Origin of the sequence: Amycolatopsis sp. WAC 04197 (genome assembly GCF_003947475.1) — a bacterium.
In the GTDB taxonomy this organism is placed as follows: Bacteria; Actinomycetota; Actinomycetes; order Mycobacteriales; family Pseudonocardiaceae; genus Amycolatopsis; species Amycolatopsis japonica.
This window is the reverse complement of record NZ_QHJK01000004.1, coordinates 222,704-244,079: the sequence shown is the minus strand read 5'-3', so window position 1 is coordinate 244,079 and position 21,376 is coordinate 222,704. Positions and strand designations below refer to the sequence as shown.

Below are 21,376 nucleotides of genomic sequence, written 5' to 3'. Positions count from 1 at the left end.
GTCGGCGGGTGGGGTGTCCCCTTCCTACCTGTCCCGGCCGGATGCCGCCAGCGTCAGGGCTTCGGCAGCTTGGAGATCACCGATTTGGCGACCTTGGCCGCCTTGCCGCACGACGCCGCTTCGTCCTTCTTCTCGTCGTAGTTCTTGTAGTCGACGCTGACGATTTCGACCTCGTCGTCCGCCCACGGCCTGTGCTGCCACTCGAGCCTGCACTCGGCGTCGCTGCCGCTGCCGACCTTCTGGTACACGGCGACGCCGTCGATGTCGATCTTCTTGTTCCCGTCGCGTTCCGCCGGCGGAAGGGCGCGGCGGAAGCCGATCGAGATCCTCGGGTTGGACCCCGGCGTCCAATCGCAGAAGTGGAAGGAGTTCAGCGTGGCGGCGCCGTGCGGCACCACCTCGTTGAGGACGGCGGTGTCGGCGGCGGTGCACGGGTCGACCGCGGTGAGCGTGCCCGGCACCGCCGGGTACTTCGCCGGTGACGCGTGCAGGCTCTTCACTGCCTTCGCGGCCACCGCACGGCCTGTCGCGCACGGGTCGCCGCCGTCGTAGGTGACCGAGAAGTTGATCCCGCGCTCGGGCTTGCGCAGGGTCATGATGCCGACGTCGCAGCTCTTCCCGTCCTTGTCCTTCCGCTCGATCTGCGGCAGCCCGTCGACCGTCGAAACGGTGACGCCGTTGATCGAGGAGTAGGTCGACGCGCCGATCTCGACCCTCACCGTGAGGGTCTTGCCTCCGGCGTCCACGGCCTTCGCCCGGCAAGTGCCGAACGAGCTGAGATTCGCCGTCGGGTCCTCGGGCGTGCCGAGGCTGCTCATGATCTCCTTGCTCACCAGCCCGCACGGGTCGACCGTGCGCAGCACCGCGGGGGTGACCGCCGGGTCGTTGATGTCCCCGTCGGGCACCGAGCCGGAACCGGAGCCGGGTTCGGCGGCGACGGTGGTGCGGGCGAAGTTGGACTTGCCGAGGTTCTGACCGCAGGCCGAGAGCACGCCCAGTGCGATGACCAGGGCCAGCACGGACGCGATCCGGCGACGTCGAGCGTTGAGCAGCACGAGATGCACGGTAGCCGGAGCCCCTCGCCGCTGTCCGGACAACCCGCCTATTCGCCGCTCTCGCCGTCGGTGCTCGGCGGCACCACGATGGGCCGCAGCTTCGCCCACAGCACGAACAACGCCGCGAACACCAGCATGCCGATACCCGCCCACAGGTTGATGTTGACGTCGGCGGCCTTGGCCAGCTCCTCCTCGGTGGTGAAGCCGATGCCCATGATCGTGAGCACCAGCCCGTAACCGCCGATGAGCAGGGCGATGATCAGCCGGATGTCGAAGACGCCGGCCTTCTTGGGAGCTTGCGAAGCAGCCATCTCCGGCCTCCTAGAAGATGATGTTGAGCGCGATGGTCAGGATCAGCACGATGCCCGCGAGCAGGCCCGGCTTGCGGTACCAGCCCGCGTCGTCGCCCGTCTCGTCGTGCTTCAGCGACTCCTTCGGGGTGAGGGAGTAGACGAGGCCGACCAGCTGGGCCTCCGGCTTCGGCGCGGTGGCGAGCGAGACCGCGACACTGACCGCGATGTCCACGACGAACGCCGTACCCGCGGCCACGAAGCTGATGCCCTGCCCGGTGAGCCCGAGGACCCCGGCCTGCGACAACAGCCACACGGTGATCGCCGAGGCGGTACCGGACACCAGGCCGACCCAGCCCGCGGTCGGCGTCATCCGCTTCCAGAACATGCCGAGGATGAAGGTGGCGAACAGCGGCGCGTTGAAGAAGGAGAACAGGTCCTGCAGATAGGTCAGGATGTTCCCGGAGTTCGACGCGATGAACGCGGTGCCGATGGCGAGCACGGTGCCGATGGCGGTGACCAGGCGGCCGAGCCGGAGGTAGTAGCCGTCCGACTCGTTCTTCTTCACGTACGACTGCCAGATGTCGTAGGTGAACACGGTGTTGAACGAGCTCAGGTTCGCGGCCATCCCGGCCATGAACGAGGCGAGCAGACCGGCGAGCGCGACGCCGAGCATGCCGTTGGGCAGCAGGTCGCGCATCAGCAGCAGGATGGCGTTGTTCGCGGTCACGCCGCTCGGCGCGTCGCCGCCGTCGAGCAGGACCTGCTTGTCCTGGACGTACTCGGAAACGGTGACCGCGGCGATCATGCCGGGGATGATCACGATGAACGGGACCAGCATCTTCGGGAAGGCGCCGATGATCGGCGTCCGCCGCGCGGCCGACATGCTCTTCGACGCCATCGCGCGCTGGACCTCGACGAAGTTCGTGGTCCAGTAGCCGAAGGACAGCACGAAACCGAGACCGAAGACGAGACCGAGGATCGACAGGAAGCTGTTGCCGAAGCCGGTGAGGTTGTCACCCGGCCACGAGTGCAGCTGCGCGTCGCCGCCGGGGCTCGCGGTGACCTTGTCGACCAGGCCCTGCCAGCCGCCGACCTTCACCAGGCCGACGATGGTCAGCGGCAGCAGCGCCGCGACGATCACGAAGAACTGCAGGACCTCGTTGTAGATCGCGGCGGAAAGACCGCCGAGCGCGGTGTAGGAGAGCACGACCGCGGCCGCGACGATGATCGACACCCACAGCGGCCAGCCGAGCAGGAGGTTCACCACGCTGGCGAGCAGGAACAGGTTCGCGCCCGCGATGAGGATCTGCGCGCTCGCGAAGCTGATGCCGTTGACCAGGTGGGCGGGTTTGCCGAACCGGCGGAGCATGAACTCCGGGACACTGCGGACCTTCGAGCCGTAGTAGAACGGCATCATCACGATGCCGAGGAACAGCATCGCCGGGATCGCGCCTATCCAGAAGTAGTGCACGGTCGGCAGGCCGTAGAGCACGCCGTTGGCCGACATGCCCATGATCTCGACCGCGCCGAGGTTCGCCGAAATGAAGGCGAGACCGGTGACCCAGGCGGGCAGTGACCGGCCCGAGAGGAAGAAGTCGAGGCTGCTCGAGACCGACCTCCGCGCCATGTACCCGATGCCGAGCACCAGCGCGAAATAGAAGGCGAGCAGGACGTAGTCGATCGGACTTGCGTCGAGCCGCAGGTTCGCATCGGCCAGCACGTGCAACCGACCCACCTCCATAGTGAAAATGTCCACGAGAAACGCCGGTATCGCGTCAATCGCGGACCATACTGCATGGATTCAGGAACGGCAGTGTGGGTGGCCGCCGATCGCCCTGAAGTGTCTGTTTCGGGGCGATTCTTGACAATTCCTGTCCGGTCGAGGCGCGCTCAGGGACGTTTCACCTTTTCCTCGTCCGCGCCCAGTGCGATGTAGACGTCGATCCATTGGCGGTCGATGTCGGTGACGTCGCCGCCGTCGCAGTACGGTTTGGCCCCGTTCGCGGTGTAGTAGCGAAGCAGGGCGAGGGTCTCGTCGGTGCGCCGGATCGAGTCGTCGGTGTAGCGGGCGCCCGGCGCCCGCGGCTGATGCTTCATACAGGTCAATTCGGTCACGACGCCGTCGGTGGTCTCGTCGTCGAACCGCGGCCCGGTGTCGGACCCCGTCTCGGAGCACGCCACGACGACGGCGAGGAAGACCAGCGTGCTCAGTGCGGCTCCGCGCAACCGGCGCGGAACCCTTTCGGTGGGCAGATTGCGCATGGGCCTGCCGCCTTTCCGGTCGTTTTCCCGCCGTCGCGGACTCATCCGGCACCGCCCAGGTTCGCCAGCGTGGTGCGTGCCGTCCGCGCGTCGGTCAAAGAGAAGTTCGGGTTGATGCGCAGCGCTTCGGCGAGTGCCTTGACGGCTTCACCCGGCCGTCCGAGCGCGGCGAGGATCATGCCGCGGTGGTAGGCGAACGAGGCGCTGCGCCAGCCGGTGCCCGCCGCGCGGTCGGCGAAGGTGAGGGCTTCGGCGTTCCGGCCGTTGAGGTGCAGTGCCCAGGCCATGGCGTCGGCGACGAACACGGGTTGCCTGCGTTCCCATTCCGCCTGCGCGAACCGGAGTGCCTGCACGGCGTCGCCGCGGTCCGCGGCCACCAAGGACGCTTCGAGATCGACGTTCGCACCGGAGGCGACTTCGAGACGTCGCTGCTCCTCGAAGAGCTCGTACTGACGTGCGGCGGATTCCGGTGCCCCCGACGTCGACAGCAGCAGGGCGTACTCGCGCAGGTTTCCCACGTTCGGCTGACGGGCCACGAGATCCTGATAGCCGGCGAGCGCCTTGGCGGTCTGCCCGCGTGCCGCCGCGACCTTGGCCTTTCCTTGCTGGAGCGAGGTTTCCTGTGGCACCGCGCGCTGGCCCGCGTCGAAATGCAGCTGCGCGGTGTCGAGATCCCCGTTGTCGAAGGCGAGTTCGCCGAGCAGGTTGCGGACGAACGCGACGTCGTGGGGATCGACGGCGTCCGCCAGCGCGCGATCGAGCGCGTGCCGGGCGTCGTCGACGCGACCGTGTATTTCGAATTCGTAGGCGGCGCGGGTGAAGGAGGAGACGCCAGGCTTCAGATCGAGCATCCGCTGCAACGCGGCGGTGGCCGCGGCCGTGTCCCCGAGCTGGGTGTAGGCGTCGTTGAGCACGCCGTGGATCTCGGCGTTGTCCGGCAGCGCGGCCTTCGCCTTCTCGCCCCAGTCGCGAGCGCCGGCGAAGTCGTGCCGCGCGTTGGCGAGCGCGCCCATGCCCGCCAAGGCGATCCCATTGCCGTCGGGTTGCTGTCGCAACGACTTCCGCAACGCCTCTTCGGCCTTCGGGAAGTAGGCCGGGTCGGCCTTGACCCTGGCCACCTCGACATAGGCGGCACCGAGTTCGGCCCAGGTCCGCGGATCCTGCTCATGTTTCGCGAGCTTGGCTTCCGCCGTCCGGACCGCCCGGTCGAGAGTGCTAAGACTGCCCTGCGGCGCTTCGCTGAGGACCGGTTCGGGCGGGATCAACGCGGCGACACCCACGGCGAGCAGGCTCGCGCCGAAGACCGCCAGGAGCGCGAACCGGCGAGTGCGCTTCCCGAATCGGATACCTGTCGTGTTTTCGTCGTGGGACATCGGGTCCGCCTTCCGCGGAGTCGGGGGTGGTGGCCGCCGAGGGAGGGGCAGCGGCGGCCACCGAGGGGGAGGGGGATCAACGGACGGTCGAGTTGACCGCCTTGTTGTTCGGCAGGGCGACGTACGGGAACACCGCGCCGAACGGGACGTCGTTCCGGTCCACCCGGTCGCCGGCCGCGAGTGCTTTGACGATGCCGCTGACCGCCGCGCCTTCCAGCGCCTGGACGCTGATGTCGAGCGCGTCGTCGGCCAGCCGCCTGCCGTTCGGGAACCCTTGGAGGTCGCCGCCGAGGACACCGAGCCGGTTGGGCTGCGCGGTGACCGGGATCGACGTGTTCAGCCGCAGCTGCTCCGACGGCGCGAACCGCGCCGGGTTGACGTCGGCGTTGTTCAGCTGCGAGTTGAGATCCAGGTTGATCTTGTCACCGGATTTCGTGGTGATCCCGGTCAGGAAGATCTCCGTCAGATCGTCGCGGGGTTTGGCGGGCGCGGGGATGCCGTAGATCCGCTGGACGAGGTCCGGCACCTCCGGGTTGGTCACCCTGTTCACCAGCGCGGGCACCGTCCGGTCCTGCTCCGGCAGGAGCGAGTTGAACCGGTCCTTCAGCCCGGCGGGCACGACGACCTCGTTCACCAGCGGGTTGCCCAGGCGCGAAACCTGGACGTCCGCGCCGAGCGCCCGCTCCGCACCGGGGGTGCGCAGCGTGATCGTCTTGCGTTCGGTGTCGCTCCAGACCCCGATCACCGGGTTCCTGGCCGGATTGCCCCCGAGGGTCAGCGCGCTCTTGGGCAGCTGCAACGCCACGGTGTTGACGTTGAACCCGGCCAGCGTGTCCTGCCCGACCTCGGACAGGTTCTTCCCGTAGAGCAGGTCGAAGATCCGCAGATCCAGGAAGAACGGGTCGTCGGCCTGCCCGGCGAACGTCTGCCCGCCACCGGGGACCGGGGTGATCGCCTGGTTCCGGAGCACGCCGTAGTTCGGCATCGACGCCGGGCCGACGTTCGACGGCGCGACCCTGCCGTTGGTGACCAGGTTCGTCGTCCGCCCGGTCCCCCGGTCGATCACCGAGAGCGTGTAGAACTGGCGGAACAACAGGTCCTCGTCGTCGAGCGAAGTGACCGGATCGTCGTTGTAGAGGAAGGTGTCGTTCCCGCGCCGGTCTTCGGTGCGGAAGGTCCACCGGTAGGTCAGGTCCGCTTTCGCGTCACCGTTGTTGTCGATGTTGATGTCGTGGTTCGCGTCCGTGGCCCACGGGTAGAAGTTCGGTCCCCCATTGGGTTCTTCGAACGGATACCAGTTCGCGATCAGGGTCACGGTGTCCGGCTTGTCAGGGCTGACGAACGCGTACACGTCGGTGTTGTCCACCGCCGGGTCGCCCGAGATCAGCGGGGCTTCCCGGTGGCTGGAGGCCGACGCCGGGGCGGCGAGGGCGCTCGCGAGCACCGTCGCCCCGGCCAAGAAGACCGAGACGGTCGCTCGCCGGCGGCGAGCGAGATGGGATGTGGCCATTTCATTCCCCTTTCACCGAGGCCGATGGTGCCCGCCGTCGTCAGTGGGGATGTTGTGGAAGTGTTGCGGCGCCGGGAAAAGGGCGCGAAAAAGGGCCGCTCCCGGCGTTTCCGCCGAGAACGGCCCTCTCCCGTGACCGGCGGGGGTTTACCGGTCCGTGGGCAGGCCCACTTCGCCGTCCTCCTTGATCAACCGGGCGAGGACGTCGTCCGGCATGTACGTGCGGTGCGGATAGCCCGGACCCCACGAGTTGAGGAACGGCACGGCGCCGAGTTCGTCGGCACGCGGGTTGCCGAGGACCTCGTGCACCTCATCGACCGACTTCGCCCAGCGATACGCCTGGATACCGTTCTTCACGTCGGGCGTGTAGGCGGCCCGCTTAACGTGATCGTCGTCGGCGTAGGTCTCCGACCACGGGACGTGCCCCAGTTCGAGCAGGACCTCGGCGGCGGCACGGCACGAGGTGCCGTTGTTGTCACCGGGGTTGGTCTCGTCCCATTCGTCGCGCATCTTCGCCTGGTCCCACAGCCACCGCGCGGCGTAGAGGTCGCCGTTGAACATCGACATGCAGCGCGACCAGCCGAAGCCGACGCACGCGCCTTCCCGGCCCTGGTCGTAGAAGGCGTATTGCTTTTCGCCGTCGGTCGACTCACCGGGTTCGAGGCAGACGCAATGCCCGCCGCGGATCCTGGTGAGCGATTTCGCGCCGCCCTTCGCGACGAAGAATTCGCCGGACTTCTCGTCCTTCTCCGGTACGTCGAATTCCTTGTACCAGTTGACACCGATGACGACCGGCGACCGGGTGGGCCGGTCCTCGGTGGCGAGCGCGGTCAGCGGATAGCGCTCGACGTGGCGCCAGTCGTCCGGGACGAACCGGCCGAGTCGGCCGTCCGCCGGGTCACTACCGATCGGGCGATAACGCATGGGATCCTCCTATCCCTCATCCCACCGGAATACCGCCGGCGAGTTCATTGCGGCACGATCTTTTCCAGGAACCGCCGCGCGGCCTCCCGCCCGCTTTCGAAGAGGCGCTTCTTCTCCTCTTCGCCGAGCCCGAAGTCGACGGCGGAAACCCCGGTCGTGTCGACGTACACCGTCCGCCGGTTCACACCCTCCTCGTGCAACCGGTAACGATTCCAGTCCGAGAGCAGGGTTTCGAGCGAACCGATGGCGATCCGCAACGCGCTCTTCACCGGTTTGTCCCTGCCGCCCACCGGTTCCCCGGAAAGCTTCACACCCCAGGTCGGCCAGCGCGGCTTCTTCGTGTCGGTCCGGTCGAAGACGGTGATCGGGAAGTTCGACAGCAGCCCGCCGTCGACCCAGGTGACGGTGCCCTCGGGACGGACGGCGAACTGCACCGGCCGGAAGTACAGCGGGATGGACATGGACGCGCGGACCGCGTCGACGATCTTCTCCGCACCGGGGTCTCGGCCGTACTGGGAATAATCCCAAGGCAGCCGGACGAGCACGCGGCGCGTCAGGTCACTGACGTGGACGACGAGGGAATACCGTTGGTAGGGAAGCAAAGTACTTTCCGGATCGTCGATGGCGAGATCGGCGAAAGTACGCACGCCGACGTCTTCCAGCAACGGGGTGAGCCATTCCGCGAGATAGTCGCCGGAGTGCATCCCGTCGTGCAGGAGCAGATCCACGCCGTCACCGATCGGACCGGTGACCTTGTCGAAGAGGGACTGATCCTGGAAACGGCGGCAGTCCATGTCGTTCATCACCGCTTCCAGACCACCGAGATCCTTCCCGGCCTTCTGATAAGCGGCGACCAGTGCCGCCACGATCGCACCGGCGCTCGTCCCGGCGATCCGGGGAAACGAATAACCGGCTTCGTGCAACTCCAGCACCGCACCCAGCAACCCGATGCCTTTGACGCCGCCGCCTTCCAGCACCAGATCGACACACTTCGGAGAATCAGCCATGGCACTTCACCTCTGGACCCGCGACCACCGGATGTCGGTGGTACCCCTCGCGGAAATCGAGTGTGACACAGCGCGAGACCGAGGAATCCGGCGTTCACCCGAATGGCCCGGAAGTAGCTGGTTCTTTTGCGGGAGAACGCGAGTTCGTTAATTTCCCGCCGCCCTTTAGGGCATTCTGTGGCGCGAGAAAGAATGCAGATACCCGAATCATGGACTCGATTCGGTATCGGCTGTTCAGTGCCCGAACCTGCCGCGTTTAGTCCTCTGGATGCGGTAGTTGCGCGCGCAACTACCGCATCCAGAGGACTAAACGCGAGCGGGAAACGCTCAGAACAGGCGGAACTCGTCCGACTCGATGCCGCGCAGCGCGTCGTAGTCCAGCGTGAGGCACCGGATCCCCCGGTCCTCGGCCAGCACCCGCGCCTGCGGTTTGATGACCTGCGCCGCGAACACGCCCTGCACCGGCGCCAGCAGCGGGTCGCGGTTGAGCAGTTCGAGGTACCGCGTCAGCTGCTCGACACCGTCGATCTCGCCGCGCCGTTTGATCTCGACGGCGACACTGGCCCCGTCGGCGTCGCGGGCCATGATGTCGACCGGGCCGATCGCGGTCGGGAACTCCCGCCGCACCAGCGTGTAGCCGTCACCGAGGGTCTTGATGTGCTCGGCGAGCAGTTCCTGCAGGTGCGCCTCGACGCCGTCCTTCTGCAGGCCCGGCTCCGCGCCGAGTTCCTGGGCGTGGTCGTGGAAGATCTCGTCGATCGTGATGACGAGCTTCTCCCCCTGCTTGTTCTCGACGATCCACAGCTTGCCGTCCTCGATCAGCCAGCACGGCGGGCTCATCCAGTTCAGCGGCTTGTAGGCGCGGTCGTCCGAGTGCACGGACACCGAGCCGTCGGCCTTCACGAGCAGCAGCCGGGTGGCCATCGGCAGATGGGCGGTCAGACGGCCGGCGTAGTCGACCTGGCAGCGAGCGATCACAAGGCGCACCCCGCGAGGGTAGGACAAGCACGGCGATACTGTGCGCATGGACCCCGTTCAGCGTGTCAGCTCGCGTGAGGTGTACCGGAACAACTGGATGACCCTGCGCGAGGACGACGTCCGGCGGCTCGATGGTTCCGAGGGGATCTACGCGGTCGTCGACAAACCCACCTGCGCCGTCGTGATCCCCTTCGACGGGGCGAGGTTTCACCTGGTCGAGCAGTTCCGCTACCCGCTCGGGCTGCGGCGCTGGGAGTTCCCCATGGGCACCGCACCCGAACTGGCCGACGTCCCGCCGCTCGAACTGGCCGCGCGCGAGCTGCGCGAGGAGACCGGGCTGATCGCGGGCTCGATGGCCGAACTCGGCGTGACGGACGTCGCCGCCGGGATGTCGAGCCAGCGCGGGCGCGTCTTCCTGGCCACCGATCTCACGCAGAGTGAAGCCCAGCGCGAGGTCGAAGAGCAGGACATGCGGACGGCGTGGTTCGACCTCGACGAGTTCGAGAAGATGATCGCCGCGGGTGACATCACCGACGCGCAGACCCTGGCGGCCTACGCGCTCCTGCTTGTGCGCGAACGCGTGCTGTGACGGCCGCTCAGTCCGGCCACACCGGCGAGCGCTTCTCCAGGAACGCCGCCATCCCCTCGCGGGCGCCGGGCAGCTGCGAGGCCGAAGCCATCACCTCCAGCGCGAGCGCGTAGGCGTCGGCCTCGGGCCGGTCCAGCTGCGCGTAGAGGGTCTGCTTGCCCATCGCCTTGCTCGCCCGGCTGCCCCGCGTCGCACGTCCCAGCAGCGAAGCGACGGCCTCGTCGAGCGAGTCGTCCGGGACCACGCGGTTCACCAGGCCCCAGTCCAGCGCGGTCGCGGCGTCGACGACGTCGCCGGTGAGCGCCAGCTCCATCAGCCGTTTCCGCCCGATCGCGCGGGCGACCGGCACGGCGGGCGTATGGCAGAACCAGCCGCCCTTGCCGCCGGGCAGGGCGAACCCGGCGGATTCCGCGGCGACGGCGAGGTCGCACGACGCCACCAGCTGACAGCCCGCCGCGGTCGCGAGCCCGTGCACCCGCGCGACGACCACCTGCGGCACGGACTGCATCGTGCCCATCAGGTCCGTGCACAGCCGCAGCAGCTCGCGCACGCCCATCAGGTCGCGGGCGGCGACGTCGCCGAAGTCGTGCCCCGCCGAGAACACCGGCCCGGCGCCGGCCAGGACGATCCCGGTGGCGTCGGTGTCCCCCGCCTCGCGGAACGCCGCGAGCAGCTCGGCGAGGTGGTCGGCGGACAGCGAGTTCCGCCGCGCGGCGCGGTTCATGGTGATCGTGACGGTGTCGCCGTCCCGCTTCACGAGGATGTGCTCGTACTCGGCCATGCTTCGACGGTAACCGACCGGAACGTCCGGCGATACGAATCGGGCCCGACACCGACGTCGGCCCGGAGCCGTCGCCGCAGGTTGGCGGCGGTGCCGAGGCCGGACCGCTGCGCGACCCGCTCGACCGGCAGCTCGGTGGTCTCCAGCAGCCGCCGCGCGAGCCGCACCCGCTGCGCGCGCAGCCAGCGTCCAGGAGTGACACCGGTGGCCGCGGCGAACTCGCGATGGAAGGTCCGCTCGCTGAGCCCGGCGTGCCCGACGAGGTCGTCGACGCCGATGTCGTCGGCGATACGCTCCAGCGCCCAGTCCATTGTGGACGAAACGCTCGGCCGTGACGGCTTGGGCGGCAAGGGGTTGTCGACGTACTGCCGCTGGCCGCCTTCCCGCGCCGGCGGCATCACGAGCCGCCGGGCGAGCGCGGCCGCGACGTCGGCGCCGTGGTCGCGGCGCACCAGGTGCAGGCAGAGATCCAGCCCGCCGACCACCCCGGCGGAGGTCAGGACGTCACCCTCGTCGGTGAACAGGACGTCCCGCTGGACGACCGCGTCGCGAGCGGCGGTTTCGAGGTCGTCCAGCAGCCGCCAGTGCGTGGTGACGGACCGGCCGCCGAGCAGCCCGGCCGCCGCGAGGGTGAAGGCACCGGAGCACAGCGACGCCACGGTGATCCCGGCCCGGTGCGCCTTGCGGAGCACGGCGACGGCGGCCGCGGGCACCTCGGCGTGCGGATCGACCCGGCCGGGCACGAGGACGAGATCGCAGCCCGCCAGCCCGCTCAGCCCGTGGGTCGCCTCGACCTGGCCGAACGGGTGGATGGCGACCCTTCCGCGATCGGACGCGCAGAGCCGGACCTCGAAGGGGCCGATGCCGCTGTCGGTCCGGTCCACGCCCCAGACCTCGCCGATCACGCCCAGATCGAAGGACCGGCTGCCCGGCAGGAGGAGCACACCCACGGTTCGCATGGCAGGAAAGTACCGCATCGCGCGTCTTCTGCCACTCCCTCGACGGCCGCTCCGAGCCCGAGACTCGAGGCATGACCACTGAAACCAAGGCCTTGATCGTGATCGACGTCCAGCGCGGCTTCGACCGGCCCGTCTGGGGCCCGCGCAACAACCCCGGGGCGGAGGCCAACATCAAGGCGCTCGTCGACGCCTGGCAGGAGCGCGGGCTGCCGATCGTGCTGGTGCACCACGACTCCGTGAAACCCGGCTCGTCGCTGCGGCCCGGCCAGGAGGGCAACCACTTCAAGCCGGAACTCGACGGCGTGCGCGCGGAGCTGGTGTTCGGCAAGAAGGTCAACTCGGCCTTCCACGGCGACATCGATCTCGACGGCTGGCTGAAGACGCGCGGCATCAGCTCGTTCGTACTCGCCGGGATCCAGACGAACTTCTGCTGCGAGACCACCGCGCGGGTCGGCGGGAACCTCGGCTACGACGTGACTTTCGCGCTCGACGCCACGTTCACCTTCGACCTCGCCGGGCCGGACGGCGGCGTCCTGACCGCGGACGAGCTGTACCGGGCGACCGCGACGAACCTGCACGGAGGCGGATTCGCCACGGTCACCTCGACGAAGGAGATCTTGAGCGCGCTCTAGGCGCGGTCGATCACGGCCTTGAGGAACCGCCGCGTCCGGTCGTGCTCCGGATCGTTGAACAGCTTGTCCGGCGCGGCGTCCTCCAGCACCCGCCCCTCGTCGAACATCATCACCCGGTCCGAGACGTCCCGCGCGAACTGCATTTCGTGCGTGACACAAAGGATCGTGATGTCGGTGGACGCCGCGATCTCGCGCAGCACGCGCAGGACGTCGGCCACCAGTTCCGGATCGAGCGCCGAAGTCACCTCGTCCAGCAGCAGCACGTCCGGCCGCATCGCGAGCGCGCGGGCGATCGCGACGCGCTGTTGCTGGCCACCGGAAAGCCGGGTGGGGTGCGCGTCCTTCTTGTCGGCGAGCCCCACCATCTCCAGCAGTTCGACGGCCCGCGCCTCGGCCTCGTCCCGCGAGACACCGAGCGAGTGGATCGGCGCTTCGGTGATGTTGCGCAGCACGTTCATGTTCGGGAACAGGTTGAACTGCTGGAACACCATGCCGATCCGCTTGCGCGCTTCCCGCAGGTACTTCTCGTCCGCGGGCACCAGCTTTTCACCGCGCTTCATGTGGCTCAGGTAGTCACCGCAGACCTCGATGGTGCCGCCGTCGACCTTCTCCAGCGTCATCAACAACCGCAGGATCGTCGTCTTCCCGGACCCGCTCGGCCCGATGAGCGAGACGAACTCCCCCGGCGCGACGGTGAAATCGAGGTCCCGCAACACCACGTGGTCCCCGTAGGACTTGACCACCTGCGAGAACCGGATCATCGGGGAATCAACTGTGGGCGGCACGTCGCTCCAACCTTCTCACCAGAATCGAAGCCGGCAGGCTCACCAGCAGGAACAGCACCCCGGCCAGGGTGTACGGCTCGGTGACGCGGAACGTGTCGGCACCGACCTCCTTCGCCCTCGCCAGGACGTCGACGACGCCGATCGCCAGCAACAACGGGGTTTCCTTGAACATCGAGATCGTGTAATTGCCGAGCGCGGGCAGCACCCTGGGCACGGCCTGCGGCAGCACCACCGCGGCCCACACCCGCGACTTCGGCAGGTTCAGCGCGGTCGTGGCCTCCCACTGTCCTTTCGGGACGGCCTCGATCCCGGCGCGGTAGACCTCGGCCGCGTACGTCGCGTAATGCACGCCGAGCGCGATGACACCGGTGGCGAACGGGGACAACGTCAGCCCGCCCACCGGCTGGATCACGTAGTAGAGCACGAACACCTGGATCAGCAAAGGCGTACTGCGGACGAACTCGATGAACAGCAGAACCGCCTGGGACAGCACGGGAATCCCCGTCCGGCGGATCAGCGCGAACACCAGGCCGAGCACGTACGCGACCACCGAAGCCAGCAGGGTGATCTCGACGGTGACGAGAAGCCCTTCCAGCAGAAGGGGAACCGAATTCGCGGCGGATTCCCAGCTCCAGTCCATCACACACCTCCCGCGGTGGCCGTCATCTTGGCCGGCGCCCGGCCGAGGCGCCGCGCGGCGATCCGTTCCAGCAGCCGCATCCCGCTGGTGATCAGCAACGCGAGCAGGAGATAGAGCACGAGTTCGGTGCCGTAGATCCAGCCGAGCTCGGCGCCGAACACCGGCCGCAGCAGTTCACCTTGACGCGCCATCTCCGGGACGGCGATGAACGAAAGCAGCGCGGTGCTCTTCAGCAACTGGATGAAGAGATTGTTGAACGGTGGCAGCATTTCCGCGAACGCCTGCGGCAGGATCACCCGCCGCATCCGCTGGGCGGGCGTCAGGTTGAGCGCGACGGCGCCTTCGAACTGCGCGCGGGGCACGGAATTCACCGCGCCACGGACGATTTCCGCGCCGTACGCCCCGTGGTTGAGGCCCAGCACCAGGATCCCGGCGAACATCGGCACCAGCTGGAAGCCGACCAGCACCGGCAGCACGAAGTACAGCCAGAACAGCTGGACGACTTCCGAGGTGCCGCGAAAGATCTCGACGTAGACACGGGAAATCCCCCGCACCGTCCGGGACGGCGAGCCCAGCGCGAGCCCGGCGATCAGGGAGAGCACCACGGTGAGCGCGATCCCGCCGACGGCGGCGGTGACGGTCGAGGTCAGTCCACTGAGGACGGTCGTGATGATATGCGATACCGACGACGACATGACGTCAGCCCCACCTACACCGCGCAGAGTTTCTCGGTGGTGACGTCGGCCTTCGGCAGGTTGTCCGCCGAGAACCCGAACGGCGTCACGATCTTGGTCCATTCGCCGCTGTCGTGCAGCTTCTTGAGCTCGGCGTTGAAGGCCTCGCGCAACGGGTTGTCGTCCTTGCGGAAGACGAACGCGCCGGCGGAGACGACCGGTTTGCCTTCCTTGATCGGATCGAAGCCCGGCGTCACCTCCGCCGCGGCGCCCGGGCTCTTCGCCAGGACGTCCTTGAGGGAGATGTCGGTGAGCGCGGCGCAGTAGACCCGGCCGTCGGTGACCGCGCGGAGCATGTTGTCCTGCGAGTCGAGGGTGACGATCTGGTCCTCGGCGACGCCGGAGTCGGTGGCGTATCCCTTTTCCACGGCCGCGGAGAGCACGGCGACCTTGACCTTCTTCGCCGCGATGTCCTCGAACTTCAGCACCTGCTGCGGATTTCCCTTGGGTACCAGCAAAGCGGTCAGCGCCGAGTAGTCGGGGATCGAGAAGGCCGCCGCGTCGCACCGTTCCTTCTTGATGTTCATCCCGGCCGCGACGATGTCGTACTTCCTGGCGTTGAGCGCGGGGATCAGCTGGTCGAAGGAGACCGCTTCGGCTTCCACGTTGTCGATGCCCATGGCCTTGAAGACGGCACGCGCGACCTCCGGCGCCTCACCGGTGACCTTGCCGGATTGGTCGGTGAAACCGTACGGCGCTTCGTTCGCGATCCCGATCTTGATCTTCTTCGCGTCCTTGGCGGCCTGCAGGGCGTCACCGGAAGACGTCGACGTGCACGCGGACAACAGCACCGGGCCGCCGATCGTCACCGCTCCCAGTACCGCCGACCGCCGGAAGAACTCTCGCCTCGACCATTCGCCGTGCACCATCGCGGCACCTCTTTTCGATTAATCGGTTTAATCGAAACGTAGGTGGGTACCCAGACGCGAGCAGTGTGAGCGGGTGACGAACCATCCGCTGTTACGGTACCGAGATTTACGGTGACTTTAGGTGCTCAGACCGTGGCGCTCCCGTACCAATCCGACAATTCCGTCCATGATGTCGGTGAGTTCGTAGTCCTTCGGCGTGAACACCCGCGCGATTCCCCGCTCCAGCAGGAGCTTCTCGTCGTCGGGCGGGATGATGCCGCCGACGATGACCGGGATGTCGCCCGCGCCCGCGGCCCGCAAACCGTCCACGACCTGCGGCACGACCTCGAGATGCGAACCAGAGAGCACCGAAAGCCCGACCACGTGCACGCCCTCCTGGACGGCGGCCGCGACGATCTGTTCCGGCGTGAGCCGGATGCCCTGGTACACCACCTCGAAACCGACGTCACGCGCCCGGACGGCCACCTGCTCGGCGCCGTTGGAATGCCCGTCGAGACCGGGTTTGCCGACCAGGATCCGCAGCCGTTCGCCGATTTCGGTGTTCGTCGCCTTGATCCGGTCACGGACGCGGCGGATCTCCTCGTTGCCCTCACCCGCGGCCGCCGACGCGGAAACCCCGGTGGGAGCACGGTATTCGCCGAACACCTCGCGCAGCGCACCCGACCATTCACCGGTGGTGACCCCGGCGCGGGCACACTCGATGGTGGCCTCGAACAGGTTCTGCGACGTCTTCGCGACGGACTTCAGCTTCTCCAGCGCCGACTCGACGGCCGCGTTGTCGCGGTGCGTCCGCCATTCCTCGATCGCGGTGACCGCTTGCTTCTCGACGGCGGGATCGATCGTTTCGATCGCCTTCGCGCCTTCGGCCTGCAGCGGGGACGGCTCGGTGGTCTCGAATTTGTTGACCCCGACCAGGATCCGCTCGCCGTTCTCCATGCCACGCCGGTACTCCGCGAGCGAAGCGACGAGCTGCGACTTCATGTAGCCGCTCTCGACGGCCGCTACCGCGCCGCCCAGATCCTGCACCCGCGCGATCTCCTCGCGCGCGCCCGCCATGATCTCGTCGACCTTGGCCTGGATGACGTGCGAGCCGTCGAAGATGTCTTCGTACTCCAGCAGATCGGTCTCGAACGCCAGCACCTGCTGCATCCGCAGCGCCCACTGCTGATCCCACGGCCGGGGCAGGCCGAGCGCCTCGTTCCACGCGGGCAGCTGGATCGCGCGGGCCCTGGCACCACGGGAAAGGGAGACCGCGAGCATCTCCAGCACGATGCGCTGGACGTTGTTCTCCGGCTGCGCCTCGGTCAGGCCCAGCGAGTTGACCTGCACGCCGTAGCGCAGCCGCCGCGCCTTGGGATCCGTGACGCCGTAACGATCCCGGGTGATCTCGTCCCAGAGCGCGGTGAACGCGCGCATCTTCGACATCTCTTCGACGAACCGCACCCCGGCGTTGACGAAGAACGAGATCCGCGCGACGACCTTGGCCATGTCGGCCTGCTCGACCTGACCGGAATCGCGGACCGCGTCGAGGACGGCGATGGCGGTGCACAACGCGTACGCGACCTCTTGCGTCGGCGTCGCACCGGCTTCCTGCAGGTGGTAGCTGCAGATGTTGATCGGGTTCCACTTCGGCACGTGGTGCACCGTCCACGCGATCATGTCGGTGATCAGGCGGAGACTCGGGCCCGGCGGGAAGATGTAGGTGCCGCGGGAGAGGTATTCCTTGATGATGTCGTTCTGCGTGGTGCCGGTGAGTTTCGCCAGCACCTCGTCCACGTCACGGCCCTCGGCTTCGGCCTGCTCGCGCGCCACGGAGACGTAGAGCGCCAGCAGCCACATGGCGGGCGCGTTGATCGTCATCGACGTGTTGGCCTCGGCGAGCGGGATGCCGTCGAAGAGGCGCCGCATGTCGCCGATATGCGAGACCGGGACGCCGACCTTGCCGACCTCGCCCTTGGACAGCTGGTGATCCGGGTCGTAACCGGTCTGCGTCGGCAGGTCGAAGGCGACCGAGAGGCCGGTCTGCCCCTTCGCGAGGTTACGGCGGTACAGCTCGTTGGACGCGGCCGCGGACGAGTGACCCGCGTAGGTCCGCATCACCCAGGGGCGGTCCCGTTCACGGTCCGTGGGATAGGGCACGGCATACCTCCGGCGCTGGACGACCGTCTGAGTGTACCGGCCGGTAACATCGCCCGCGCAGTTGAATCGAACACAGTCGGGTCATTCTTCCCGGCTGGAAGGTGCCCGGGCCCCGGTGGACGACACGGGACCCGAGCACCGGGATCAGACGACTTCGAGCCCGATGCGGAACCCGTCCGGGTCGAAGGCGTTGGCGTCCAGCGCGAAGTCGCTCTGGCCCCCGCCCTGGCTAGCCCACCGGGTGAAGGTGGGCACGCCCTCCGGCTCGCCGCGGTCGACGGCAAGGATGGACAGGCGCAGGTCGGTGATCTGGACGCCGGGCGGCAGCGGACGCGTCTCCAGGAACAGCCGGTACTGGTCCGGGTCGAAGGAGTTGCTGTCGGTGATCAGGTCGGTCGTGCCACCGCCCTGGCTCGCCCACGGGGTGTAGGTGACCGGACCGAGCTCCCGGCCGCCGTCGCGGGCCTGCCCGCCGATCCGGAAGTCGATCTGGTTCAGCTGGCCACCACCGAACGCGGGATTGAGATCGATCCTGGCGCCGTCCGGGTCGAAGTTGTTGCTGTCCCCGGCCCACTGCGACACGCTGGTGCCGAAATTGGCGAATCCGGTGAACTGCTCGACCCCGAAGCCGCCCCGGCCGCCGTTGTCGGCCAGCTGGATGCCGATCCTGAAGTTGGGCGGTGCCGCCTCCGCGATCGCCGGGGAGACGGTGGCGGACAGCCCACCCGCGGCGAGCAGGGCGAGGGTGCTGCTCCAAAGCTTGCGCATTTCTCTCTCTCCTGTCGGGAATCCGTGCCAACGCGGAGAGATTCACATCCGGCACCACCCGGAAATGTTGTGAAGGTGTTGTGGCCGCTAAGGGTTTCGGGTTCGTGCCTCTTCGACGGCTTTCGCCAGCTTCTCCCGGACCTTCGCCACGTCGCTGACGCCCACCAGGATGACCGGCGGCTTCCGGTCCTTCCCGGTGCCGGCGCCGAAGTTCGCCGACGCCCACGCGAGCACGCCGAGCCTGCCGAAGGTGATCGTCCCGGTCTTGCCCGGCCCGGGGGTGACGACGGGATCCGCGAGGCCGGCCAGCGCCGCGGACTCCTCCTTGCGGCGGACGAGCGAACTGGTGGCGATGACCCGGCCGTCCGTCACGGCGTACGTGGTCGAGGCGAGCCGGAGGTAGCGGATCAGCGGCCTGCCGGCGAGATGCAGGACGCCCGCGACGGTGAGCACGACCCACGCGGCCGTGTGGAACGCCGTGTCGTGGTTGGCCACGAAGAACACCGTGACGGCGGCGAGCCAGAGGAGGCCGACAGGGACGTTGAAGTAGTCGCCGGGATTGAAGAGGGGCCTGCGTACCGGCTGCCCGGCCCAGATGACCCGTTCGCCTGGAAGGAGGTCGATCTGGCCCTCATGCATGCCACGGCACACTACCCGTCCGGGGGACGGGCGAGGAGTGTCCGTTCGTCGGTTGCCCAGCGGGCCGAACGGACCCAGCGAGCCTTCGGTACAGGTGGTCGTGAGTGGCGTTTCGGGTTATTGAGGGGTAAGTCAAAGGTGGCGTGATGGAGTCGGCGGTGCGAGCGGACTCGCACCGCCGAGGCCTGGCATTCCCCTCTGACTGTCCAAAGAGGACGTCTTTCGAGAGCAGTGGGTCCAATTTGGGCACTTTGCGTAGTATTACCCGAGGGTCGTGAGTGGCAATGGTCGTTCTAACCCTCTTTACCACTCACGACCCACGCGAGAAACGGACATCATGACATAAATCGGGCGCAGAATCCCGCGTGGCAGGGGTTCGATCCCGCCATTTTCGACTTACCTCTCAATAGAACCCGAATCGCCACTCACGGCCGGCTCGGCCTCGCCGTGCCTGGATGGCCGACAGGGCTCGGGGCAGCCCGGCCGCGCCGTGGACTGTGACCGAAATCCGCGAGACTCGCCCAGCCCCGGGCGTCTAGCGTGGGTGACCGTGACGTGGAGTTCGTACAGCAGCTATCTGGTCATCGTCGTCCTGATCGTCCTCGCGCCGGGGCCGGACACGATGGTGATGCTCAAGAACTCGCTGTCCGGCGGCACCCGCGGCGGTTTCCTCACCACGGCCGGGATCTTCGTGGCCAACGCCGTCCAGGGCACCGCCGCCGCGCTCGGCCTCGGTGTCGTGATCGCGCAGTCGCAGCCGGTGTTCGTGACGCTCAAATGGGTCGGCGCCGCGTACCTGGTCTTCCTCGGTTTCCAGGCGTTGCGCGGCGCGTGGCGGGGCGACTACTCCGGTGTCACGGCGGTGAAGCAGCAACGGTCGAGCGGGTTCCGCCGCTTCCGCGAAGGCTTCCTGTCCAACATCACCAACCCGAAGGTGCTCGTGCTGTACCTGTCGGTGCTGCCGCAGTTCCTCGACCCGGTGACGACGTCGGCGTGGCACGCGCTGCTGCTCGCGTACACGGTCGCCGTGCTGGGCGCGATCTGGCTGCTGACGCTGCTGTTCTTCGTGCACCGCGTGCGGACCTGGCTGGAACGCCGCAAGGTCCGGCGGGCGCTCGACGGCGTCACCGGCACCGCGCTGGTCGGCTTCGGCGCGGCTTTGGTGTTCGAGTCATGACCTGGGGTGTCTACAGCGGTTTCGCGCTGATGATGCTGGCGCTCGCGCTCGTCCCCGGCCCGGACAACATGGTGGTGTTGAAGAACGCGCTGTCCGGCGGTGTCCGCGGCGGCGGCTGGGCCTGCTTCGGCGTCGGCGCCGCGAATCTCGCGCAGGCGACCGCGGCCGCGCTCGGTCTCGGCGCGGTCATCATGAACTCGCGGCCGGTGTTCGAAGCCGTGAAATGGGCGGGCGCGGCGTACCTCTGCTACCTCGGCGTCCGAGCCCTCGTCGGCGCCTTCCGTGGCGATTACGACAAGCTCGCCGAGACCGCCGCCGCCCGGCGGAGCGGATTCCGCCGCTGGCGGGAGGGCTTCCTCTCCAACGTCACCAACCCGAAGGTCCTCGTGCTGTACCTGTCGGTGCTGCCGCAGTTCCTGACCCCGGGCGTCACCGGCACCGGGGACGCGCTGCTCCTGGCGTACACGATCGCGGCCGCGGGCACCGTGGCCCAGCTCCTACTGCTGTTCTTCGTGCACCGCGTGCGGACCTGGCTCGAACGCCGCAAGGTGCGCCGCGCACTCGACGGCGTCACCGGCACCGCGCTGGTCGGCTTCGGCGCCGCGCTCGTATTGGAGTAACCCCTTCGGTCGTTCACGCGAGCCGCCTTCTCCCTCATCCTCCTCGGCGCGGGCCCCGCCGACGCCGGCGAGCGCGGCGACTCCGGCGCCCCGCCCGGACACCACCAAACCGCAGCCAGGCACGGCGCGAACAAGCACGGGCCGTACGACTCCACCCGGGACGGTTCGCCGTCGGCAAGCCCTGCGCCGGTTGCGTCGGCAAGGCCGACAACAAGAACCCGCGCGGGCAGCTGCCCGGAGGCTCCGACGCGAACGCGGGCTACGAATGCGACCGCAACCCCGGTGTCGGACGCGGCAATCCCGCGCACACCGCCTGCGTGCCGGACCGGACGCCGCCCGCCACGAAGCCGCCGGTCGAGACTCCCCCGCCCGGGGGACCACGCGTCGATGCCGTCCCTCCCGCGGTCGTGCCGGTGGCGGCCGTCGCCGCGGCCGCCGCACCCCGCGCCGACGTCGCGGTCACGAGCTCGCCCTCACTGGCCAAGACCGGTTTCGATCTCGAACCCGTACTGCTGACCGGGCTGGGTTCGCTGGCCGCGGGCGGTGTCGCGGTCTACGCGGGAACGCGGCGGCGCCGCGACGCATGACTACTTTCGGCGGGTGACTTTCCGACGTCCACCACGTTGAATCCCGTCTCCAGAA

The 21,376-nt window shown here is 68.0% G+C and carries 23 protein-coding genes; 5 read left to right on the top strand and 18 right to left on the bottom strand.

Features of this window, described 5'->3' with window-relative positions; all coding sequences use genetic code 11:
- Positions 1–53: 53 nt before the first annotated feature.
- From DMC64_RS17935 to nucS, 9 genes are all read right to left on the bottom strand, one after another.
- Positions 54–1,055 carry a DUF3558 domain-containing protein gene (locus DMC64_RS17935; RefSeq protein ID WP_233629691.1) on the bottom strand — a complete coding sequence of 334 codons (1,002 nt, stop codon included), beginning with the start codon at positions 1,053–1,055 and terminating at the stop codon, positions 54–56.
- 47 nt (positions 1,056–1,102) lie between these two features.
- On the bottom strand, positions 1,103–1,366 hold the full coding sequence (locus tag DMC64_RS17930) for a hypothetical protein (protein WP_037341458.1): 264 nt from the start codon (positions 1,364–1,366) through the stop codon (positions 1,103–1,105).
- Between the two features lie 10 nt (positions 1,367–1,376).
- Positions 1,377–3,074: a sodium:solute symporter family protein gene (locus tag DMC64_RS17925; protein ID WP_037342516.1), complete on the bottom strand. Its 1,698-nt coding sequence runs from the start codon at positions 3,072–3,074 to the stop codon at positions 1,377–1,379.
- A 164-nt stretch (positions 3,075–3,238) separates the two neighbouring features.
- A complete protein-coding gene (locus tag DMC64_RS17920; protein WP_125734440.1) occupies positions 3,239–3,610 on the bottom strand; it encodes a hypothetical protein in 372 nt (123 codons plus the stop codon).
- Positions 3,611–3,651: 41 nt separating this feature from the next.
- Positions 3,652–4,983 carry a tetratricopeptide repeat protein gene (locus DMC64_RS17915; RefSeq protein ID WP_125734439.1) on the bottom strand — a complete coding sequence of 444 codons (1,332 nt, stop codon included), beginning with the start codon at positions 4,981–4,983 and terminating at the stop codon, positions 3,652–3,654.
- 76 nt (positions 4,984–5,059) lie between these two features.
- On the bottom strand, positions 5,060–6,493 hold the full coding sequence (locus DMC64_RS17910; protein ID WP_037341453.1) for a DUF4331 domain-containing protein: 1,434 nt from the start codon (positions 6,491–6,493) through the stop codon (positions 5,060–5,062).
- Between the two features lie 147 nt (positions 6,494–6,640).
- Entirely contained in the window at positions 6,641–7,417 is a 777-nt protein-coding gene (locus DMC64_RS17905) for a hypothetical protein (protein WP_037341451.1), read from the bottom strand.
- Positions 7,418–7,461: 44 nt separating this feature from the next.
- On the bottom strand, positions 7,462–8,424 hold the full coding sequence (locus tag DMC64_RS17900) for a patatin-like phospholipase family protein (protein WP_125734438.1): 963 nt from the start codon (positions 8,422–8,424) through the stop codon (positions 7,462–7,464).
- A gap of 327 nt (positions 8,425–8,751) precedes the next feature.
- Positions 8,752–9,411, bottom strand: coding sequence for an endonuclease NucS (gene nucS / locus DMC64_RS17895; RefSeq protein WP_037341446.1), 660 nt, complete (start codon positions 9,409–9,411; stop codon positions 8,752–8,754).
- 37 nt (positions 9,412–9,448) lie between these two features.
- On the opposite strand from nucS, the gene DMC64_RS17890 reads away from it, so the two are divergent.
- On the top strand, positions 9,449–9,991 hold the full coding sequence (locus DMC64_RS17890) for an NUDIX hydrolase (protein ID WP_037341445.1): 543 nt from the start codon (positions 9,449–9,451) through the stop codon (positions 9,989–9,991).
- A gap of 7 nt (positions 9,992–9,998) precedes the next feature.
- On the opposite strand, the gene DMC64_RS17885 is transcribed toward DMC64_RS17890, so the two are convergent.
- Positions 9,999–10,772 (bottom strand): enoyl-CoA hydratase-related protein, encoded by a 774-nt coding sequence (locus DMC64_RS17885; RefSeq protein ID WP_037341443.1) that lies wholly within the window; start codon positions 10,770–10,772, stop codon positions 9,999–10,001.
- Entirely contained in the window at positions 10,745–11,731 is a 987-nt protein-coding gene (locus DMC64_RS17880; protein WP_125734437.1) for a GlxA family transcriptional regulator, read from the bottom strand. Before DMC64_RS17880 ends, DMC64_RS17885 begins: the two co-directional genes overlap by 28 nt.
- Before the next feature lie 71 nt (positions 11,732–11,802).
- Between DMC64_RS17880 and DMC64_RS17875 the strand changes: the two genes are divergently transcribed.
- A complete protein-coding gene (locus DMC64_RS17875; RefSeq protein WP_125734436.1) occupies positions 11,803–12,363 on the top strand; it encodes a cysteine hydrolase family protein in 561 nt (186 codons plus the stop codon).
- On the opposite strand, the gene ehuA is transcribed toward DMC64_RS17875, so the two are convergent.
- The 7 genes from ehuA to DMC64_RS17840 all read right to left on the bottom strand — a co-directional run bounded on the left by ehuA (position 12,360) and on the right by DMC64_RS17840 (position 18,937).
- Positions 12,360–13,124 carry an ectoine/hydroxyectoine ABC transporter ATP-binding protein EhuA gene (ehuA, locus tag DMC64_RS17870; protein ID WP_125734820.1) on the bottom strand — a complete coding sequence of 255 codons (765 nt, stop codon included), beginning with the start codon at positions 13,122–13,124 and terminating at the stop codon, positions 12,360–12,362. The genes DMC64_RS17875 and ehuA overlap by 4 nt on opposite strands.
- 7 nt (positions 13,125–13,131) lie before the next feature.
- A complete protein-coding gene (ehuD, locus tag DMC64_RS17865) occupies positions 13,132–13,788 on the bottom strand; it encodes an ectoine/hydroxyectoine ABC transporter permease subunit EhuD (RefSeq protein ID WP_125734435.1) in 657 nt (218 codons plus the stop codon).
- Positions 13,788–14,483 (bottom strand): ectoine/hydroxyectoine ABC transporter permease subunit EhuC, encoded by a 696-nt coding sequence (ehuC, locus tag DMC64_RS17860; protein ID WP_125734434.1) that lies wholly within the window; start codon positions 14,481–14,483, stop codon positions 13,788–13,790. The genes ehuD and ehuC overlap by 1 nt, the downstream gene beginning before the upstream one ends.
- Before the next feature lie 14 nt (positions 14,484–14,497).
- Positions 14,498–15,391: an ectoine/hydroxyectoine ABC transporter substrate-binding protein EhuB gene (gene ehuB / locus DMC64_RS17855; RefSeq protein ID WP_125734433.1), complete on the bottom strand. Its 894-nt coding sequence runs from the start codon at positions 15,389–15,391 to the stop codon at positions 14,498–14,500.
- A gap of 117 nt (positions 15,392–15,508) precedes the next feature.
- Positions 15,509–17,530 carry a protein meaA gene (locus DMC64_RS17850; protein WP_125734432.1) on the bottom strand — a complete coding sequence of 674 codons (2,022 nt, stop codon included), beginning with the start codon at positions 17,528–17,530 and terminating at the stop codon, positions 15,509–15,511.
- A gap of 144 nt (positions 17,531–17,674) precedes the next feature.
- A complete protein-coding gene (locus DMC64_RS17845; RefSeq protein ID WP_125734431.1) occupies positions 17,675–18,298 on the bottom strand; it encodes a hypothetical protein in 624 nt (207 codons plus the stop codon).
- 87 nt (positions 18,299–18,385) lie between these two features.
- Positions 18,386–18,937 (bottom strand): hypothetical protein, encoded by a 552-nt coding sequence (locus tag DMC64_RS17840; RefSeq protein ID WP_125734430.1) that lies wholly within the window; start codon positions 18,935–18,937, stop codon positions 18,386–18,388.
- Positions 18,938–19,487: 550 nt separating this feature from the next.
- Here DMC64_RS17840 and DMC64_RS17835 point away from each other — a divergent pair.
- From DMC64_RS17835 to DMC64_RS43230, 3 genes are all read left to right on the top strand, one after another.
- Complete coding sequence (locus tag DMC64_RS17835) at positions 19,488–20,114, top strand: LysE family translocator (RefSeq protein WP_037341425.1); 627 nt, start codon at positions 19,488–19,490, stop codon at positions 20,112–20,114.
- Positions 20,111–20,734: a LysE family translocator gene (locus DMC64_RS17830; RefSeq protein ID WP_037341423.1), complete on the top strand. Its 624-nt coding sequence runs from the start codon at positions 20,111–20,113 to the stop codon at positions 20,732–20,734. Before DMC64_RS17835 ends, DMC64_RS17830 begins: the two co-directional genes overlap by 4 nt.
- Positions 20,735–21,051: 317 nt before the next feature.
- The gene (locus DMC64_RS43230; protein WP_233629690.1) at positions 21,052–21,321 is read left to right on the top strand and encodes an LPXTG cell wall anchor domain-containing protein; all 270 of its coding nucleotides are present in this window, start codon (positions 21,052–21,054) and stop codon (positions 21,319–21,321) included.
- The last annotated feature ends 55 nt before the right edge of the window (positions 21,322–21,376 follow it).

Excerpts from the sequence above, each read along its gene's own strand:
- DMC64_RS17880 (WP_125734437.1), bottom strand. The coding sequence starts at position 11,731 with ATGCGAACCGTGGGTGTGCTCCTCCTGCCGGGCAGCCGGTCCTTCGAT.
- DMC64_RS17840 (WP_125734430.1), bottom strand. The coding sequence starts at position 18,937 with ATGCATGAGGGCCAGATCGACCTCCTTCCAGGCGAACGGGTCATCTGG.
- DMC64_RS17900 (WP_125734438.1), bottom strand. The coding sequence starts at position 8,424 with ATGGCTGATTCTCCGAAGTGTGTCGATCTGGTGCTGGAAGGCGGCGGC.
- ehuA (WP_125734820.1), bottom strand. The coding sequence starts at position 13,124 with ATGATCCGGTTCTCGCAGGTGGTCAAGTCCTACGGGGACCACGTGGTG.
- ehuD (WP_125734435.1), bottom strand. The coding sequence starts at position 13,788 with ATGGACTGGAGCTGGGAATCCGCCGCGAATTCGGTTCCCCTTCTGCTG.
- DMC64_RS17930 (WP_037341458.1), bottom strand. The coding sequence starts at position 1,366 with ATGGCTGCTTCGCAAGCTCCCAAGAAGGCCGGCGTCTTCGACATCCGG.
- DMC64_RS17910 (WP_037341453.1), bottom strand. The coding sequence starts at position 6,493 with ATGGCCACATCCCATCTCGCTCGCCGCCGGCGAGCGACCGTCTCGGTC.
- DMC64_RS17845 (WP_125734431.1), bottom strand. The coding sequence starts at position 18,298 with ATGCGCAAGCTTTGGAGCAGCACCCTCGCCCTGCTCGCCGCGGGTGGG.
- DMC64_RS17915 (WP_125734439.1), bottom strand. The coding sequence starts at position 4,983 with ATGTCCCACGACGAAAACACGACAGGTATCCGATTCGGGAAGCGCACT.
- DMC64_RS17885 (WP_037341443.1), bottom strand. The coding sequence starts at position 10,772 with ATGGCCGAGTACGAGCACATCCTCGTGAAGCGGGACGGCGACACCGTC.
- DMC64_RS17905 (WP_037341451.1), bottom strand. The coding sequence starts at position 7,417 with ATGCGTTATCGCCCGATCGGTAGTGACCCGGCGGACGGCCGACTCGGC.
- DMC64_RS17920 (WP_125734440.1), bottom strand. The coding sequence starts at position 3,610 with ATGCGCAATCTGCCCACCGAAAGGGTTCCGCGCCGGTTGCGCGGAGCC.
- DMC64_RS17830 (WP_037341423.1), top strand. The coding sequence starts at position 20,111 with ATGACCTGGGGTGTCTACAGCGGTTTCGCGCTGATGATGCTGGCGCTC.
- ehuB (WP_125734433.1), bottom strand. The coding sequence starts at position 15,391 with ATGGTGCACGGCGAATGGTCGAGGCGAGAGTTCTTCCGGCGGTCGGCG.
- ehuC (WP_125734434.1), bottom strand. The coding sequence starts at position 14,483 with ATGTCGTCGTCGGTATCGCATATCATCACGACCGTCCTCAGTGGACTG.
- DMC64_RS17890 (WP_037341445.1), top strand. The coding sequence starts at position 9,449 with ATGGACCCCGTTCAGCGTGTCAGCTCGCGTGAGGTGTACCGGAACAAC.
- DMC64_RS17875 (WP_125734436.1), top strand. The coding sequence starts at position 11,803 with ATGACCACTGAAACCAAGGCCTTGATCGTGATCGACGTCCAGCGCGGC.